Annotated in this window: 14 protein-coding genes; 11 read left to right on the top strand and 3 right to left on the bottom strand. The window is 62.3% G+C overall.

The features are described from left to right. The first annotated feature begins 31 nt into the window (after nt 1-31). Nucleotides 32-922: an SDR family oxidoreductase gene (locus tag HFC70_RS18185; RefSeq protein ID WP_168474692.1), complete on the top strand. Its 891-nt coding sequence runs from the start codon at nt 32-34 to the stop codon at nt 920-922. A 90-nt stretch (nt 923-1,012) separates the two neighbouring features. Here the strand turns inward: HFC70_RS18185 and HFC70_RS18180 are convergent, their stop codons facing one another. From HFC70_RS18180 to HFC70_RS18170, 3 genes are all read right to left on the bottom strand, one after another. Beyond that, complete coding sequence (locus tag HFC70_RS18180; RefSeq protein ID WP_168474691.1) at nt 1,013-2,452, bottom strand: NAD(P)(+) transhydrogenase (Re/Si-specific) subunit beta; 1,440 nt, start codon at nt 2,450-2,452, stop codon at nt 1,013-1,015. Between the two features lie 13 nt (nt 2,453-2,465). Next, nucleotides 2,466-4,037 (bottom strand): Re/Si-specific NAD(P)(+) transhydrogenase subunit alpha, encoded by a 1,572-nt coding sequence (locus HFC70_RS18175; RefSeq protein WP_168474690.1) that lies wholly within the window; start codon nt 4,035-4,037, stop codon nt 2,466-2,468. A 292-nt stretch (nt 4,038-4,329) separates the two neighbouring features. After that, the gene (locus tag HFC70_RS18170) at nt 4,330-5,271 is read right to left on the bottom strand and encodes a LysR family transcriptional regulator (protein ID WP_168474689.1); all 942 of its coding nucleotides are present in this window, start codon (nt 5,269-5,271) and stop codon (nt 4,330-4,332) included. 168 nt (nt 5,272-5,439) lie between these two features. Here HFC70_RS18170 and chvE point away from each other — a divergent pair, with 168 nt between their 5' ends. The 10 genes from chvE to HFC70_RS18120 all read left to right on the top strand — a co-directional run bounded on the left by chvE (nt 5,440) and on the right by HFC70_RS18120 (nt 16,960). Beyond that, complete coding sequence (chvE, locus tag HFC70_RS18165) at nt 5,440-6,507, top strand: multiple monosaccharide ABC transporter substrate-binding protein (RefSeq protein ID WP_168474688.1); 1,068 nt, start codon at nt 5,440-5,442, stop codon at nt 6,505-6,507. A gap of 116 nt (nt 6,508-6,623) precedes the next feature. Further along, nucleotides 6,624-8,159 (top strand): multiple monosaccharide ABC transporter ATP-binding protein, encoded by a 1,536-nt coding sequence (gene mmsA, locus HFC70_RS18160; protein WP_168474687.1) that lies wholly within the window; start codon nt 6,624-6,626, stop codon nt 8,157-8,159. Then, complete coding sequence (gene mmsB / locus HFC70_RS18155) at nt 8,159-9,370, top strand: multiple monosaccharide ABC transporter permease (RefSeq protein WP_168474686.1); 1,212 nt, start codon at nt 8,159-8,161, stop codon at nt 9,368-9,370. Before mmsA ends, mmsB begins: the two co-directional genes overlap by 1 nt. Nucleotides 9,371-9,382: 12 nt before the next feature. Beyond that, the gene (gene araD1 / locus HFC70_RS18150; protein WP_168474685.1) at nt 9,383-10,348 is read left to right on the top strand and encodes an AraD1 family protein; all 966 of its coding nucleotides are present in this window, start codon (nt 9,383-9,385) and stop codon (nt 10,346-10,348) included. 59 nt (nt 10,349-10,407) lie between these two features. Then, nucleotides 10,408-12,153, top strand: coding sequence for an L-arabinonate dehydratase (araD, locus tag HFC70_RS18145; RefSeq protein ID WP_168474684.1), 1,746 nt, complete (start codon nt 10,408-10,410; stop codon nt 12,151-12,153). A gap of 112 nt (nt 12,154-12,265) precedes the next feature. Further along, a complete protein-coding gene (locus HFC70_RS18140; RefSeq protein ID WP_168474683.1) occupies nt 12,266-13,201 on the top strand; it encodes a Gfo/Idh/MocA family protein in 936 nt (311 codons plus the stop codon). Between the two features lie 121 nt (nt 13,202-13,322). After that, nucleotides 13,323-14,837 carry an aldehyde dehydrogenase (NADP(+)) gene (locus HFC70_RS18135; RefSeq protein WP_168474682.1) on the top strand — a complete coding sequence of 505 codons (1,515 nt, stop codon included), beginning with the start codon at nt 13,323-13,325 and terminating at the stop codon, nt 14,835-14,837. A 15-nt stretch (nt 14,838-14,852) separates the two neighbouring features. Continuing rightward, nucleotides 14,853-15,794 (top strand): 2-dehydro-3-deoxygalactonokinase, encoded by a 942-nt coding sequence (locus HFC70_RS18130; RefSeq protein WP_168474681.1) that lies wholly within the window; start codon nt 14,853-14,855, stop codon nt 15,792-15,794. 13 nt (nt 15,795-15,807) lie between these two features. Then, a complete protein-coding gene (locus HFC70_RS18125) occupies nt 15,808-16,461 on the top strand; it encodes a 2-dehydro-3-deoxy-6-phosphogalactonate aldolase (RefSeq protein WP_168474680.1) in 654 nt (217 codons plus the stop codon). Between the two features lie 136 nt (nt 16,462-16,597). After that, complete coding sequence (locus HFC70_RS18120; protein ID WP_168474679.1) at nt 16,598-16,960, top strand: YbaN family protein; 363 nt, start codon at nt 16,598-16,600, stop codon at nt 16,958-16,960. Nucleotides 16,961-17,007 lie beyond the last annotated feature (47 nt).

Below are 17,007 nucleotides of genomic sequence, written 5' to 3'. Positions count from 1 at the left end.
GGCGCCGAGCAACATAACAAGGAGAGATACGATGCGTGTTTTCGTCACCGGCGCCACGGGCTTTGTTGGCTCGGCCGTCGTCCAAGAACTGATCCAGGCAGGCCACGAGGTCCTCGGCCTGGTGCGCTCCGACAAGGCTGCCGCGGCACTGACCGCTGCCGGCGCCAAAGCCCATCGCGGCAATCTGGAAGACCTCGACAGCCTGAAAAGCGGTGCGGCGGTGGCAGATGCCGTCATTCACACCGGCTTCAACCATGATTTCTCAAGATTCAAGGAGAATTGCGAAGTCGACCGCTGCGCCATCGAGGCTCTCGGCCAGGCGCTGGCCGGCACAGGACGCGCCCTGATCGTCACCTCCGCCACGGGACTGCTGACCCGAACAGCCCTTGCGACCGAAGACACACCGCCGGCCTACGGCTCGTCGATCCCGCGGGTGTCCGAGCAGACGGCCCTTTCGATGACTGAGGCCGGCATACGCGTCTCGGTGGTGCGGCTGCCGCCGTCGGTGCACGGTGATGGCGACCACGGCTTCGTGCCGATCCTGATCGGCATAGCCCGTGAAAAGGGCGTCTCCGCCTATATCGGCGAGGGCATGAACGACTGGCCCGCCGTGCACCGGCTTGATGCCGCAAAGCTCTACCGACTGGTGCTGGAAAAGGGACTTGCCGGCGGGCGTTATCACGGTGTCGCGGAAGAGGGAATCCCGTTCCGCGACATCGCCGGCGTGATCGGCCGCCGGTTGAACCTGCCGGTCATCGCTACTTCCCCCGAGCAGGCCGCTGAACACTTCGGCTGGTTCGCCCATTTCGCCGCCATCGACAACCGCGCCTCAAGCCAACAGACCCGCGACGCGCTCGGCTGGCACCCAACCCAACCCGGCCTCATCGCCGACCTCGACCGGCCGGAGTATTTTGACATTTGATGGGTTGAGAGCGTTTTTCGCTTCGATAGCGCCCACGAAAAAGCCGGGCGTCTCCACCCGGCTTCTTCAAGTCTCGCGTAAAGCGCCGTCCTACTTGATCATCGGCAGCAGTTCGCTCACCGACTTCTTAGCGTCGCCGTAGAACATCCGCGTGTTGTCCTTGTAGAACAGCGGGTTCTCGATGCCGGAATAGCCGGTGCCCTGGCCGCGCTTGGAGACGAAGACCTGCTTGGCCTTCCACACCTGCAGCACCGGCATGCCGGCGATCGGCGAGTTCGGGTCTTCCTCTGCCGCCGGGTTGACGATGTCGTTGGAGCCGATGACGATGACGACGTCCGTATTCGGGAAGTCGTCGTTGATCTCGTCCATTTCCATGACGATGTCGTAAGGTACCTTGGCTTCCGCCAGCAGCACGTTCATGTGGCCGGGCAGACGGCCCGCCACCGGATGGATGGCGAAACGCACCTCCTTGCCGCTGGCGCGCAGCTTGCGGGTCAGTTCCGAGACGGCCTGCTGTGCCTGGGCAACGGCCATGCCGTAGCCCGGAACGATGATGACGCTGTCGGCTTCGTTGAGAGCCGAGGCAACGCCCTCGGCATCGATGGCGATCTGTTCGCCCTCGATCTCCATGGCCGGTCCCGTTACCGTGCCGAAGCCGCCGAGGATGACCGAAACGAAGGAGCGGTTCATCGCCTTGCACATGATGTAGGACAGGATCGCGCCTGACGAGCCGACCAGCGCGCCGGTGACGATCAGCAGATCATTGCCGAGCGTGAAACCGATGGCCGCCGCCGCCCAGCCGGAATAGCTGTTCAGCATGGAGACCACCACCGGCATGTCGGCGCCGCCGATGCCCATGATCAGGTGATAGCCGATGAAGAAGGCCAGCAGCGTCATCAGGACCAGGGTCCAGATTCCGGCGCCGTTGAAGAACAGGATCAGCAGGACCAGCGAAGCGAGGGCCGCGCCGGCATTGAGGAAATGCCCGCCGGGCAGCTTCTTGGCCTTGCCGTCCACTTTGCCGGCCAGCTTGCCGAAGGCGATGACCGAGCCGGTGAAAGTGACGGCGCCGATGAACACGCCGAGGAAGACCTCGACCTTGAGGATGGCGATTTCCACCGCATCCTTGTGGGCGAGCTTTTCAGCAAAGCCGGCCAGTGTCGTCAAATCGCCGCCGGCCGCCTTCAGGGCCAGAACCGTACCGAGTTCAAGCTCGGCATTGAAGCCGATGAACACGGCGGCCAGACCAACGAAGGAATGCAGCGCCGCAACCAGCTGCGGCATCTCGGTCATCTGGACGCGGCTTGCGACGTAATAGCCCATGACCGAACCGCCAGCGATCATCAGAAGAATGATAAACCAGTTGCCGACGCCAGGGCCGAACACCGTCGCGACTACGGCAAGGCCCATGCCTGTGATGCCGTACCACACGGCGCGCTTGGCGCTCTCCTGGCCGGACAGGCCGCCGAGCGAGAGAATGAAAAGAACAGCCGCAGCGATATAGGCGGCGGAAACGATACCGATCGTCATGACCTGATCCCCCTCAAGACTTCTGGAACATGGCGAGCATGCGCCGGGTGACGAGGAAGCCACCGACGATATTGATCGTGGCGATCAAAACCGACAGGGAGGCCAGGATAACGACGAGCCAGTTGCTGGACCCGACCTGCAGCAGAGCGCCAAGGATGACGATGCCGGAAATGGCATTGGTCACGGCCATCAGCGGCGTATGCAGCGAATGGCTGACATTCCAGATGACCGAGAAGCCGATGAAGCAGGCCAGCACGAAGACGATGAAATGGCCCATGAAGCTTTCGGGCGCATAGGCACCGACCAGCAACAACAGCAGCGTGGCAACGACCAGCAGGCCGACCTGGCTCTTGGTCTGGGCCTTGAAGGCGGCGATCTCGTTGGCTCGCTTCTCCTCGGGCGTCAGCTCCTTGGCCTTTTCCTTCGGCTTGGCGGCCGCGATCGCCTTGATCTTCGGCGGCGGCGGCGGGAAGGTGATCTCGCCCTGATAGGTGACCGTCGCGCCCCGGATGACGTCGTCTTCCATGTTGTGAACCAGTACGCCGTCCTTGGCCGGCGTCAGGTCGGTCATCATATGGCGGATATTGGTGGAATAGAGCGTCGAGGACTGCGCCGCCATGCGGCTCGGGAAATCCGTATAGCCGACCACGGTCACGCCATTGTCGGAGACGATCTTCTGATCCGGCACGGTGAGGTCGCAATTGCCGCCGCGTTCGGCAGCAAGATCGATCACCACCGAGCCCGGCTTCATGGCAGCCACCATGTCGGCGAGCCACAGCTTCGGCGCATCGCGGCCGGGGATCAGCGCCGTGGTGATGACGATGTCGATCTCCGGTGCAAGTTCGCGGAACTTGGCGAGTTGCTTTTCGCGGAACTCCGGCGAGGACGGGGCGGCATAGCCACCGGTCGCAGCGCCATCCTGGGCCTCAGTGAAATCGAGATAGACGAACTGCGCGCCCATGCTCTCGATCTGCTCGGCCACTTCAGGGCGAACGTCGAAGGCATAGGTAATGGCGCCAAGCGAGGTGGCCGTGCCGATCGCGGCGAGACCGGCGACGCCGGCGCCGATGACCAGAACCTTGGCGGGCGGAACCTTGCCGGCCGCCGTCACCTGGCCGGTGAAGAAGCGGCCGAAATTGCTGCCAGCCTCGATCACGGCGCGATAGCCGGCAATATTGGCCATCGACGACAGGGCATCCATCTTCTGGGCGCGGCTGATGCGCGGCACCATGTCCATGGCGATCACGTTGGCACCAGTCGACTTGGCCTGCTCCAGAAGGTCCTTGCTCTGGGCCGGATAGAAGAACGAAATCAGCGTCTTGCCGGACGAAAGCCGATCGACTTCCGCCGGCTCCGGCGGACGCACCTTGGCAATCACGTCAACGGATGCGAACAGCGTCTCGGCAGTCTCCACCACATCGACACCGACAGCGCGATACGCATCATCGGAAAAGCCGGCCGCCTTGCCCGCTCCCGCCTCGATGACGCAATCATAGCCCAGCTTCTTCAACTGGATTGCACTGTCCGGGGTCATGGCGACCCGCGCCTCCCCTTGAAAAATTTCCCTTGGCGAACCGATCTTCAAGCCAATCTCCCCTCAGTCCAAGTCAGTCATTGCAGTGAAACTTTAGTCATATTTTCGTTGCGGACACGATCAGAAGGCGCCCCTCCTGTCCAGCCCAATCCGCGCATATAATGGCGGATTATTCGCTCCAACAAGCCAGATTCAACAGGTTTGCGGCTTATGTCGCAAAAATACAGGACGCGTCCGAAACGCGACGATGTGGGATTGCCCGATCCAGGTTTTCGAAAGGCGATGCCATGGGAATGCCTGCCGCGGATCCAATGCGCTTTGGATCCCTCCGGCGCTGTTTCGCTCAATCCAGACGCCGTGTCATGAATTCGTGCAACACGAGATCGCACAGCCGTTCGGCCACCGGCGTGCTGCGTTTGCCCTTGAGCGTGATCAGGTGATAGGGCGCAACGATGATCGGCGTGCGGATATCGAGCCGGCAGAGGCCCGAGCCGGTCGTATGGCGACAGAGCAGATCCGACACCTCGCTCGACATCGGAGCGATCGCGTAGGAGGTGGCGAGCATGGCGATCATCACCAGAAGTGACGTCGTATTAACGATGTCGGAAGGAATTGCAGCGCCCGCCTCGATGAAGACGCTCTCCACCGCCTGGCGCACCGGTGCACCGGGCCCCTGCATCACCCAGGAGAAATGCACCAGATCGTTCATCTCCAGTTTGGAGGCAAAAGCCAGAGGATGACTCTGATGCACCAGCAGATCCACCTCCTCGACGCGCGCATGGCGAACATCGAATTGCCGGGCATCCGTGCCCACGGGAATCCGCCCGAGGATGAAGTCCAGTTGCCCCGAGCGAAGGTCGGAAATCAGCGAGCCGCTGGGCGCCACGTCGACGTGGATATCGGCCGTGCGCGCTTCGGCCTTCAAGGCCCGGATTGCCGGCACGATATAGCCTAGAGCCCCGCCCGTGACCGCACCAACCCTGACGGAACCGATCAACCCGCGCTTGATCGCGTCGACCTCTCGCGCCGCCTCGCGGAACTCTTCCAGCAGCCCGTGCGCCCGCCTGGCGAGAGCCCTTCCGACCGCCGTCGGCTCCATGCCTTTCGGCGTCCTGATAAAGACTGGAGCACCCACCAGCCGCTCGACATCGGCCAGCATGCGCGATGCCGCAGGCTGGGTAATCGACAAGGCATGGGCCGCAAGACTGAGCTGGCCCGTCTCGGCAACAGCCTTGATCAAGCTAAAATGTTTGGGCTGCAGACGGTTGGCAAGCGTGTCGGTCATAGGTCACATATCAATGATGGTATGCAGTATGTCAAATAATTCATTTGATCGATATGGGACGGACGATAAGAGTCGCGACCGGATCACGCCGCATTGTCTGCGTGCTGGTTCTTTTTCGGGCGGCTGGCAGACGGAGCTGGGGCCGCCTGGCAACATTGGGAGGTTCCTGTGAAAAAGTTCACCACTCTAATTGCGTCCATCGCACTGGGCGCATCGCTTCTGTCCACCGCCGCATTTGCGCAGGACAAGGGCACCGTTGGCATCTCGATGCCGACCAAGACCTCGACCCGCTGGATCTCCGACGGTGAGACCATGGAAAAGCTGTTCAAGGAAGCCGGCTACACCCCGGACCTGCAGTTTGCCGATGACGACATCCCGAACCAGCTCGCCCAGATCGAAAACATGGTCACCAAGGGTGCCAAGGTTCTCATCATCGGCGCCATCGACGGCACGACCCTGTCCGACATCCTGCAGAAGTCGGCCGATGCCGGCGTCAAGGTCATCGCTTATGACCGCCTGATCCGCGACTCGGCCAATGTCGACTACTACGCGACCTTCGACAACTTCCAGGTCGGCGTTCTCCAGGCAACCTCGCTCGTCAAGGGCCTGAACCTTGATGCCGCAACCGAGCCTAAGAATGTCGAACTCTTCGGCGGTTCGCCGGACGACAACAACGCCTTCTTCTTCTACGATGGCGCAATGTCGGTCCTGCAGCCCCTGATCGACTCGGGCAAGATCGTCGTCAAGTCCGGCCAGATGGGCATGGACCAGGTTGGCACGCTGCGTTGGGACGGTGCAGTTGCACAGGCCCGCATGGAAAACCTGCTGTCCTCGACCTATACCGACGCCAAGGTTGACGGTGTCCTGTCGCCTTACGACGGTCTCTCGATCGGCATCATCTCGGCTCTCAAGGGCGTAGGCTACGGCTCCGGCGACATGCCGATGCCGATCGTCACCGGCCAGGACGCCGAACTGCCGTCCGTCAAGTCGATCCTCGCTGGCGAACAGAATTCGACCGTGTTCAAGGACACGCGCGAACTCGCCAAGGTTACCGTCGGCATGGTTGAAGCCATCATCGGCGGCAAGGAACCGGAAATCAACGACACCAAGACCTACAACAACGGTGTCAAGGTCGTTCCGTCCTTCCTGCTGAAGCCGGTTGCGGTTGACAAGTCGAACGCCAAGGAAATCCTGGTTGGCGCCGGCTACTACACCGAAGCCCAGATCGACAACTAAGATCTGCTGTTTCCCGGGGTCCGCGATCCGTCGCGGACCCCTTTCTATCATGATGAGGGAGCTTGCATTGTCGGTCTGACCTGATCGTTAAGCAGGCTGGCGTGGAATTCTTGCACATGGACAAAATCATTCTCGAGATGCGGGGCATTACCAAGACGTTTCCGGGCGTCAAGGCCCTGGACGATGTCAATCTGAAGGTCCGCGAAGGCGAAATCCACGCGCTTGTCGGCGAAAACGGCGCCGGCAAATCGACCCTGATGAAGGTCCTGAGTGGCGTTTACCCCGCGGGCACCTACGATGGCGAAATCCACTTCGACGGCGAACTTCGCCGCTTCTCGACGATTTCCGACAGCGAACATCTCGGCATCATCATCATTCACCAGGAATTGGCGCTCGTGCCGCTCCTGTCGATTGCCGAGAACATCTTCCTCGGCAACGAAATCGCCACCAATGGCGTGATCCACTGGCCGCAGACCTTCGCGCGCACCAAGACGCTGCTGGACAAGGTCGGCCTCAAGGATTCGCCCACGACACGCATTACCGATATCGGCGTCGGCAAGCAGCAGCTGGTGGAAATCGCCAAGGCGCTGTCCAAGAAGGTGCGCCTTCTCATTCTCGACGAACCGACGGCCTCGCTCAACGAAACCGATTCCGACGCGCTGCTGCAGCTGCTCATGGAATTCCGCAAGCAGGGCATGACCTCGATCATCATTTCGCACAAGCTGAACGAGATCAAGAAGGTCGCCGACAAGATCACCATCCTGCGCGACGGCGGCACCGTCGAAACGCTCGACTGTCACAGCGAAGATATCGGCGAAGACCGCATCATCAAAGGCATGGTCGGCCGCGAGATGGAAGACCGTTATCCACCGCGCGTTCCCAAGATTGGCGAAACCCTGCTGGAAGTGAAGAACTGGAACGTCTTCCACCAGAACCATCGCGACCGGCAGTTCCTGCATGACGTCAATTTCAACGTGCGCGCCGGCGAAGTGGTCGGCATTGCCGGACTGATGGGTGCCGGACGCACCGAGACCGCCATGAGCGTGTTCGGCAAGTCCTGGGGCCACAAGATCACCGGCGAAGTCTCGATGCGCGGCAAGCCCGTCGATGTCAGCACCATCCCGAAGGCGATCGACGCCGGCCTTGCCTACGTCACCGAAGACCGCAAACACTTGGGTCTCGTGCTGATCGACAACATCATGCGCAACACCACGCTGTCGAACCTGAATGCCGTATCGTCAAACGGCATCATCGACGACCGCAAGGAAGCCAAGGTTGCTACCGACTACCGCGCCAAGCTGCGCATCCGCTCGCATTCGATCTATCAGGAAACGGTCAACCTCTCGGGCGGCAACCAGCAGAAGGTCGTTCTGTCCAAGTGGCTGTTCACCAATCCCGAGGTACTGATCCTCGATGAACCGACCCGCGGTATCGACGTCGGGGCGAAGTTCGAAATCTACTCCATCATCAACCAGCTTGCCGCCGAAGGCAAAGGCATCCTGATGATCTCATCGGAAATGCCCGAACTTCTGGGAACCTGCGACCGCATCTACGTCATGAACGAAGGACGCATCGTCGCTGAGCTTTCAAAGGAAGAAGCAAGCCAAGAATCCATCATGCGCGCCATTATGCGCTCCGGGGAGAAACACTAATGGTCACCGAAGCCAAAACCGAAACGTCCAAAACATCCGTCGGGGACTATCTGAGGAAGAACATTCGCGAATACGGCCTGCTTGTCGCGCTCGTCATCATCATGGTCTTCTTCCAGGTTGTGACCGGCGGCGTGCTGTTCAAGCCTGTCAACATCACCAACCTGGTGCTGCAGAACTCCTTCATCGTCATCATGGCGCTCGGCATGCTGCTGATCATCGTCGCGGGGCATATCGACCTGTCGGTCGGCTCAATCGTGGCCTTCGTCGGCGCCCTCTCGGCCATCATGCTGGTCAAATGGGGCATGCATTTCGCGCTGGTCATTCCGCTCTGCCTGATCCTCGGCGGTATTTTGGGAGCGGCACAGGGCTATTGGGTCGCCTACCAGAAGATCCCAGCCTTCATCGTCACGCTGGCCGGCATGCTCGTTTTCCGCGGCCTGACCTATCTCGTGCTGCAGAACCGTCCGATCGGTCCATTTCCGAAGGAATTCCAGATCCTCTCGACCGGTTTTATCCCCGATTTCCTGTCCTTCACTGATCCGGCCACCAGCCTGATCAAGAACTACTTTGCCCTCGCCGTCGTTCTGGTCCTGGTCGCTCTTGCCATCTACTTCGGCTTCCGCAATCGTCAGGTCAACGAACAGCATGGCAGCGAGAACGAGCCCTTCGTGTTCTTTGCCGTGCAGATGGCAATCATCAGCATCGTTGCGGTATTCCTCGGCTTCCAGCTGGCAACCTATCGCGGCCTGCCGAACGTTCTCGTCATCATGGGCGTGCTGATCGCACTTTACGCCTTCATCACCACACGCTCCACCATCGGCCGCCGTATCTATGCGATGGGCGGCAACGAGAAGGCGGCCAAGCTTTCCGGCATCAACACCGAGCGGCTGACGTTCTACACCTTCGTCAATATGGGCGTCCTGGCAGCGCTCGCCGGCATGATTATCGCCGCTCGCCTCAACTCGGCAACGCCGAAAGCCGGCGTCGGCTTCGAGCTTGACGTCATTGCGGCCTGCTTCATCGGCGGTGCATCGGCATCCGGCGGCGTCGGCAAGATCACCGGCGCGGTCATCGGCGCGCTGATCATGGGCGTGATGAACAACGGCATGTCGATCATGGGTCTCGGCATCGATTACCAGCAGCTCGTCAAGGGCCTGGTGCTGCTCGCTGCCGTGTTCTTCGACGTCTACAACAAGAACAAAGCAGTCTGAGGAAGCACGAACATGTATCTCTCGCAACTCAAGGCCGGCGGCGTCATCTGCCGCGAAGGCGATGTCGCGCGGCTGGTCCAGGGCGCCTCAAGCACATATGATCTGGCGAAAGCCGCCATTTCCGACGGTATCAGCTTGGCCGTCGCCATCGAGCGCCGCGGCCTTGGCGACACGGTCGATCTGACCGCGCTGGCCGACAAGGGCGCGCTCGATTGTCCGGTGCGTCACCCCGATGCCGGCCATATGGCGCTGACGGGCACGGGCCTCACCCATACCGGCTCGGCTTCGGCCCGCGACAGCATGCATGCCGACACGGCCGGCATGAGCGACAGCATGAAGATGTTCCGCATGGGTATGGAGGGCGGCAAGCCCAAGCCCGGCGAAAAGGGCGTCCAGCCGGAATGGTTCTACAAGGGTACCGGCACGATGGCCGTGGCTCCTGGCGAGCCGCTGGTCTCCCCCTCCTTCGCGCTGGACGGTGGCGAAGAACCCGAGATCGCCGGCTATTACATCATCAGCGCCGATGGCACACCCTTCCGCCTCGGCTTCTCCTTGGCCAACGAATTCTCCGACCACGTCACCGAGAAGATCAACTATCTCTTTCTGGCCCATTCCAAGCTGCGCCCAGCCTCCTTCGGGCCGGAAATGCTGGTCGGTCCCCTGCCGGACGAAGTGATCGGCACCTCGCGCATTCTGCGCGACGGCAAAGTCCTGTGGGAAAAGCCTTTCCTATCGGGCGAGGCCAACATGTCGCACACCCTGGCGAACCTGGAATACCACCACTTCAAATACCAGCTGTTCCGCCAGCCGGGCGACCTGCATGTGCATATGTTCGGCACAGCGACCCTGTCGGTCGCCGACGGCATCACGACGCAGGCCGGCGATGTCTTCGAGATCAGCTCGCCACAATTCGGCCTGGCCCTGAAGAACCCGTTGAAGATTGCCGAAGAAGACAGTCTTCGCATCGAAATGCTTTGAGCTCCGGGCCGCCGTATCGCGGCCCATCACGACCGCATTGAACAGAATCGAGATACGCCATGAGCGCTTTCAAGCCAGCAGCCTGGCCCCGTAAACTCCGGTCGCAGCATTGGTACGGCGGCACGTCGCGCGATACCATCTATCACCGCGGCTGGATGAAGAACCAGGGCTACCCGCACGACCTCTTCGACGGTCGCCCTGTGATCGGCATCATGAACACCTGGTCCGACCTGACCCCCTGCAACGGCCATCTGCGCGATCTGGCTGAAAAGGTGAAGGCCGGCGTCTGGGAAGCCGGCGGCTTCCCGGTTGAAGTCCCGGTCTTCTCGGCCTCCGAAAACACCTTCCGTCCCACGGCGATGATGTACCGCAACCTCGCGGCACTGGCCGTCGAGGAAGCCATGCGCGGCCAGCCGATCGACGGCGCGGTCCTGCTCGTCGGCTGCGACAAGACCACCCCATCGCTGCTGATGGGCGCCGCCTCGACCGACATCCCGTCGATCATGGTCACCGGCGGCCCGATGCTGAACGGTTATTTCCGTGGCGAACGGGTCGGCTCCGGCACGCATCTGTGGAAGTTCTCCGAAGCCGTCAAGGCCGGCGAGATGACCCAGGAAGAATTCCTGGAGGCCGAAGCCTCCATGTCGCGCTCGACCGGCACCTGCAACACCATGGGCACGGCCTCGACCATGGCCTCGATGATCGAATCGCTGGGGATGGCGCTGTCCGGCAATGCCGCGATCCCCGCCGTCGACAGCCGTCGCCGCGTCATGGCGCAGCTGTCCGGCCGTCGTATCGTGCAGATGGTCAAAGACGACCTGAAGCCGTCCGACATTCTGACAAAGGAAGCCTTCGAGAATGCCATCCGCACCAACGGCGCGATCGGCGGCTCCACCAATGCCGTCGTGCATCTGCTTGCCATGGCCGGCCGCGTCGGCATCGACCTGACGCTCGACGACTGGGACCGCTGTGGACGCGACATCCCGACGGTCGTCAACCTGATGCCATCAGGCAAATACCTGATGGAAGAATTCTTCTATGCCGGCGGCCTTCCGGTTGTCCTGAAGATGCTCGGCGAAGCCGGCAAGCTGCACAAGGACGCGCTGACCGTCTCCGGCGGCCCGATCTGGGACGAGGTCAAGGACGTGCGCAACTGGAACGAGGACGTCATCCGTCCCGTCAGCGAAGCCCTGACCCAGCAGGGCGGTATTGCCGTCCTGCGCGGCAATCTCGCGCCGAAGGGCTGCGTGCTGAAGCCGTCCGCAGCCTCCGTCCACCTGATGCAGCATCGCGGCCGCGCCGTGGTGTTCGAGGATATCGACGACTACAAGGCCAAGATCAACGACGAGGCGCTCGACATCGACGAAAACTGCGTCATGGTGCTCAAGAACTGTGGTCCGCGCGGCTATCCAGGCATGGCCGAAGTCGGCAACATGGGCCTGCCGCCGAAGGTTCTGCGCAAGGGCATCACCGACATGATCCGCATTTCGGATGCGCGCATGTCCGGCACCGCCTATGGCACCGTCCTGCTACACACTTCGCCGGAAGCCGCTGTCGGCGGTCCGCTGGCGATCGTGCGCAACGGTGACATGATCGAGCTTGATGTGGCCAACCGCCGCATTCATCTCGACATTACCGACGAGGAAATGCAGCTGCGCCTGTCGGCCTGGCGTCCGTCCGTCGAGCCTCCGGCCAGCGGTTATGCCCGCATGTTCCACGATCATGTCGAAGGAGCCGATACCGGCGCGGATTTCGACTTCCTGAAGGGTTGTCGCGGCAGCGATGTCGGCAAGGACTCGCACTAAAGGATTGGCCTGGTTCTTAAGTGAACCGGGCCAGCTTAAGCTTCTTTTGTTTTCGTTTGTCTTTTCGGGAAAACCGAACATCCCTGACAAACGCCAAGAACGGATTGGGATCATGACCGCAACGGATCGCATTGGACTGGCGCTGGCAGGCGTCGGCAAGATTGCCCGCGACCAGCACATTCCATCGGTGGAGAATGGCGACGATTTCGTCATCCAGGCCGCTATCAGCCGCCATGGCAAGATCGACAGCGCCGAGAACTTCGAAAGCTATGACGCGTTTCTGACGGCCCGGCCGGACATTCGCGCCATCTCGCTCTGCACGCCGCCGGAAGTGCGCTTCGACATGGCAAAGAAGGCGATTGCCGCCGGTCTAGACGTGCTGCTCGAAAAGCCGCCGGCCGCCACCATCGGCGAAGCGCAGGCTCTGGCCGAACTGGCCGATAAGGCCGGTGTCTCGCTGTTTGCCACCTGGCATTCGCGCTTTGCCAACGGCGTCGAGCCGGCCCGCGAATGGCTGTCCGATAAGACAATCGCCGGGATCGAGATTACCTGGAAAGAAGACGTGCGGCGCTGGCACCCCGGCCAGGCCTGGATCTGGGAAGCGGGCGGCTTCGGCGTTTTCGATCCCGGCATCAACGCCCTGTCCATCCTGACCGCCATCATTCCGGGCCAGACCCTTGTCGAAAAGGCATCGCTGTCCTTCCCCGCCAATCGCCAGCAGCCGATTGCGGCCAGCCTGCAGATGAGAAGCGCCGCCGGGGCACCGATCACCGCTGAATTCGACTGGCGCCAGGAAGGCCCGCAGACCTGGGATATCGTTGTCAAGACGGATCAGGGCACCTTGCGGCTCGCAAAGGGCGGTGCGGAACTCTATATAGACGAGACGCTGACCGTCGAAGGGCCGGATCGGGAATATGCCCGCATCTACACGCGCTTTGCGGAACTGGTTCGCACCCGGACCAGCGATGCGGATTTCCAGCCGCTGCGGCTTGTGGCCGACGCCTTCCTCACGGCGGAGCGTCACGAAGTCGAAGCCTTCATCGAGTAAGACGGCCCCGGCGGCCGACCAGCGGCCGGGCAGCCTGATCGCATGCGAAGGCATTCAGCAGAATGCGGTGGCCGACAAGGCTTCGCTCTGCAATAACCAATTGTTTTGAAAGGATAGCAGGATGACGCTGAATTTGACCGGGAAACACCTGATCGCAGGAGAATGGGTCGAAGGCAACGGGACCTTTACCTCACGGCCCGCCACCGGCGATGCGCACACCTTCTCCATCGGCACGCCTGACCTAGTCGACCGCGCCGTCAAAGCCGCCGAAGAAGCCTTTGCGAGCTTCGGCTACTCGACCCGCGCCGAACGAGCTGCCCTGCTGGAAGCCATTGCCGAGGAACTCGACAAGCGTGGCGAAGCCATCACCCTGATCGGCACGCAGGAAACCGGCCTGCCGGAAGCCCGCCTCAACGGCGAGCGCGGCCGCACCACCGGCCAGCTCCGCCTGTTCGCCTCCCATATTCTGAAGGGCGACTATCTCGACCGCCGCTACGACGCCGCCCTGCCGGATCGTCAGCCGCTGCCGCGCCCCGATATCCGTCTGATGCAGCGCCCGATCGGCCCGGTTGCCGTCTTCGGTGCCTCCAACTTCCCGCTGGCCTTCTCGACCGCCGGCGGTGACACCGCCTCCGCGCTGGCAGCCGGTTGCCCGGTTGTCGTCAAGGGTCATGAAGCCCATCCCGGCACCGGCGAAATCGTCGCCCAGGCCATCGACGCGGCGATCAAGCGCCTCGGCATGCATCCGGGCGTCTTCTCGCTCGTCCAGGGCGGCAGCCACGATGTCGGCATTGCGCTGGTCAAGCACCCGCTGATCCGCGCCGTCGGTTTCACCGGTTCGCTGGCCGGTGGCCGCGCCCTGTTCGACCTCTGCGTCAGCCGTCCCGAGCCGATCCCCTTCTTCGGCGAGCTGGGTTCGGTCAACCCGATGTTCCTGCTGCCGGAAGCGCTGGCCGCCCGTGGCGAAACCATCGCCAAGGGCTGGGCCGGATCGCTCACCATGGGTGCCGGCCAGTTCTGCACCAATCCAGGCATTGCCGTGCTGATCGAAAGCACTGAGGCCGACGCTTTCGTCGCCTCTGCCAAGGACGGTCTCGCCGGCGTCGCGCCGCAGACCATGCTGACCGACGGCATTGCCAATGCCTATCGCAAGGGCGCCGACCGCATTGCCGCGACCGCCGGCGTTCAGGCCGTGCTGACCTCCAGCTGCGACCTGCGCAATGCCACGCCTTATCTCTTTGCCACCACCGGCAAGGAATGGCTGGCCAATCACGAACTCGGCGAGGAAGTCTTCGGACCGCTCGGCGTCGTGGTGACGGTCAGCGACAAGGACGAGATGCTGAAGGTTGCCGAAAGCCTTGAGGGCCAGTTGACCTGCACCCTGCAGATGGACGATGGCGACACGGAACTCGGCCGTCGCCTGATGCCCGTCCTGGAGCGCAAGGCCGGCCGCGTGCTGGCCAATGGCTTCCCGACCGGCGTTGAAGTCTGCGACGCCATGGTGCATGGCGGCCCCTATCCGGCCAGCACCAATTTCGGTGCAACCTCGGTCGGCACGATGGCCATCCGCCGCTTCCTGCGTCCGGTCAGCTATCAGAACATCCCGGCCGCCCTGCTGCCGGAAGACCTGAAGTAAGGACGCCGCGACACGATGAGCGATCCGGCCGAAACCGCAGCGGGCGCATCTTATGTTGCGCTCGCAGACTGGGGAACCAGCAATTTCCGGCTTTGGCTGGTCGATCGTGACGGCCATGTGCTCGGCGAATGCCAGTCGCCCGATGGCATGTCGGCCTGCGCTGCCGACAATCGTTTTGCCGCCGTGCTGGAGAAAAATCTTACCGACCTGTCTGCGCCGGCCTCTCTGCCGGTGGTGATTGCCGGCATGGCCGGTGCGCGCGCCGGCTGGCTGGAAGCCGCCTATGTCGAGACCCCGGCACCCCTGGCCAATCTGCAGAACCACGCCGTCTCGCCTGCCGCCTCGCGACCGGTGCACATCCTGCCCGGCCTCTGCCAGAAGGTGACGGGCCCGTTCGACGTGATGCGCGGCGAGGAAACCCAGCTGGCAGGTGCCGCGGCCACAGGCCATCCAACCGGCGTGTTCTGCCTGCCCGGCACCCATTCCAAATGGGTTGATATGCGCGACGGCACCGTATTGCGCTTTCGCACTTCGATGACCGGCGAGCTCTATGAACTGCTCAGCAAGCAGTCGATCCTGCGCCTGTCGATCGCTGCCACCGACCGCAGCACGCCGGACCATCCGGTGTTCGCAGAGGCGGTCCAGCAGGCGCTCGGCGAAGGATTTTCGTTGACGGCCAATCTGTTTTCCATCCGCGCTGCCGGCCTGCTGTCGACGCCGGTCGAGAACGAAGCCACCGCCCGTCTTTCGGGCTTCCTGATCGGCGCTGAGATCGCCGCCATGCGCGATTTCTTCAAGCCCGGCGATACGGTTCACCTGATCGGCTCTGAGAGCCTCAACGCCCTTTATACCAAGGCCTTGGCTTTGGCCGGCGCAAAGCCTGAAACACTCGACGGCAGCGCGCTGGTGCGAAACGGCCTGTTTGCCGCCGCCCGTGCCCTGCTTTCGACCAACTGACAAGGATATTGCCATGACCCGCCAGACCATCGCTTGGCCGACGCTCGACCGCAATCTCGTCGCCATCCTGCGCGGCATCACCCCGACCGATATCGAAAGCGTCGTAGCGGCGCTGCTGGAGGAAGGTTTCCAGGCGATCGAAGTACCGCTCAACTCGCCGGAGCCCTTCACCTCGATCGAGATGGCCCGCAAGCTCGCCCCCTCGTCCATTCTGGTCGGCGCCGGAACGGTACTGAGCCCGGAGGATGTCGATCGGCTGGCCGGCATCGGCGCCAACCTGATCGTCACCCCGAATACCGACCCGGCCGTCATCCAGCAGGCCGGCACACACGGCATGGTCAGCATGCCCGGCGCCTTCACCCCAACCGAAGCGCTTGCTGCCATCAAGGCCGGCGCCTCGGCGCTCAAGTTTTTCCCCGCCAGCGTGCTTGGTGCCGCCGGCATTTCGGCCATAAAGGCCATCCTGCCGGCACAGTTCCCGTTGGGGGCCGTCGGCGGCGTCGGCGAAAGCAATTTCGAGGAATATATGAAGGCCGGCGTGACCTGTTTCGGCATCGCCACCAGCCTTTATAAGCCGGGCGAACAGGCAGGTTCCGTGCGCGCCAAGGCAAAGGCGCTGGTCGCGGCTTACGACCGCGCCAAAGCTGCCACGGCATCGAACGCCTGAGTCTCCAGCGACAATCGGCCCTGCCGCAGCAGGGCCATTGCCCTTGCCCTGATACCGCCAACCTGTTTGACTACAATTCCATGCCGCGCTCATGACAGCCCGGCGTTTGCCACCATCTCATGGAAGGAACGTGCAGATGCGGATCGTCCTTCTGGCCTTGGGATGGCTGATGGTGGCGATCGGCATTATCGGCGTCTTCCTGCCGGTCCTGCCGACGACCCCCTTCATGATCCTCGCCGCCGCCCTCTTCGCCCGTTCCTCGCCGCGTTTTGAGAAATGGCTGCTCGATCACCCCAGATACGGCAAACCGCTGACCGACTGGCGCCAGAACGGAGCCATCTCGCGCCCGGCCAAGATCGCCTCGGTGTCGCTGATGAGCGTCAGCTTCGCCATCATGTGGTTCGCAAGTCCGCTCTCCACCACATGGCGCGGCGGCATCGGCATCATCCTCGTTGCCTGCGCGGCATTCGTGCTGACGCGCCCGGAGCCGAGTGCCTGAACGCAAAAAGGGCGGCTCGATGGCCGCCCTTGTCAATGGAGATCCGC

Source organism: Agrobacterium sp. a22-2 (assembly GCF_012276985.1).
In the GTDB taxonomy this organism is placed as follows: Bacteria; Pseudomonadota; Alphaproteobacteria; order Rhizobiales; family Rhizobiaceae; genus Allorhizobium.
Note: the sequence above shows the minus strand (reverse complement) of the source record. Positions and strands in the feature narration are given on the sequence as shown.

What these genes read in the sequence shown, in the direction of transcription:
- HFC70_RS18140 (WP_168474683.1), top strand. Translation starts at nt 12,266, where the DNA reads ATGACCGCAACGGATCGCATTGGACTGGCGCTGGCAGGCGTCGGCAAG.
- HFC70_RS18120 (WP_168474679.1), top strand. Translation starts at nt 16,598, where the DNA reads ATGCGGATCGTCCTTCTGGCCTTGGGATGGCTGATGGTGGCGATCGGC.
- HFC70_RS18125 (WP_168474680.1), top strand. Translation starts at nt 15,808, where the DNA reads ATGACCCGCCAGACCATCGCTTGGCCGACGCTCGACCGCAATCTCGTC.
- araD (WP_168474684.1), top strand. Translation starts at nt 10,408, where the DNA reads ATGAGCGCTTTCAAGCCAGCAGCCTGGCCCCGTAAACTCCGGTCGCAG.
- HFC70_RS18130 (WP_168474681.1), top strand. Translation starts at nt 14,853, where the DNA reads ATGAGCGATCCGGCCGAAACCGCAGCGGGCGCATCTTATGTTGCGCTC.
- HFC70_RS18180 (WP_168474691.1), bottom strand. Translation starts at nt 2,452, where the DNA reads ATGACGATCGGTATCGTTTCCGCCGCCTATATCGCTGCGGCTGTTCTT.
- HFC70_RS18135 (WP_168474682.1), top strand. Translation starts at nt 13,323, where the DNA reads ATGACGCTGAATTTGACCGGGAAACACCTGATCGCAGGAGAATGGGTC.
- mmsB (WP_168474686.1), top strand. Translation starts at nt 8,159, where the DNA reads ATGGTCACCGAAGCCAAAACCGAAACGTCCAAAACATCCGTCGGGGAC.
- HFC70_RS18185 (WP_168474692.1), top strand. Translation starts at nt 32, where the DNA reads ATGCGTGTTTTCGTCACCGGCGCCACGGGCTTTGTTGGCTCGGCCGTC.
- HFC70_RS18170 (WP_168474689.1), bottom strand. Translation starts at nt 5,271, where the DNA reads ATGACCGACACGCTTGCCAACCGTCTGCAGCCCAAACATTTTAGCTTG.
- mmsA (WP_168474687.1), top strand. Translation starts at nt 6,624, where the DNA reads ATGGACAAAATCATTCTCGAGATGCGGGGCATTACCAAGACGTTTCCG.
- araD1 (WP_168474685.1), top strand. Translation starts at nt 9,383, where the DNA reads ATGTATCTCTCGCAACTCAAGGCCGGCGGCGTCATCTGCCGCGAAGGC.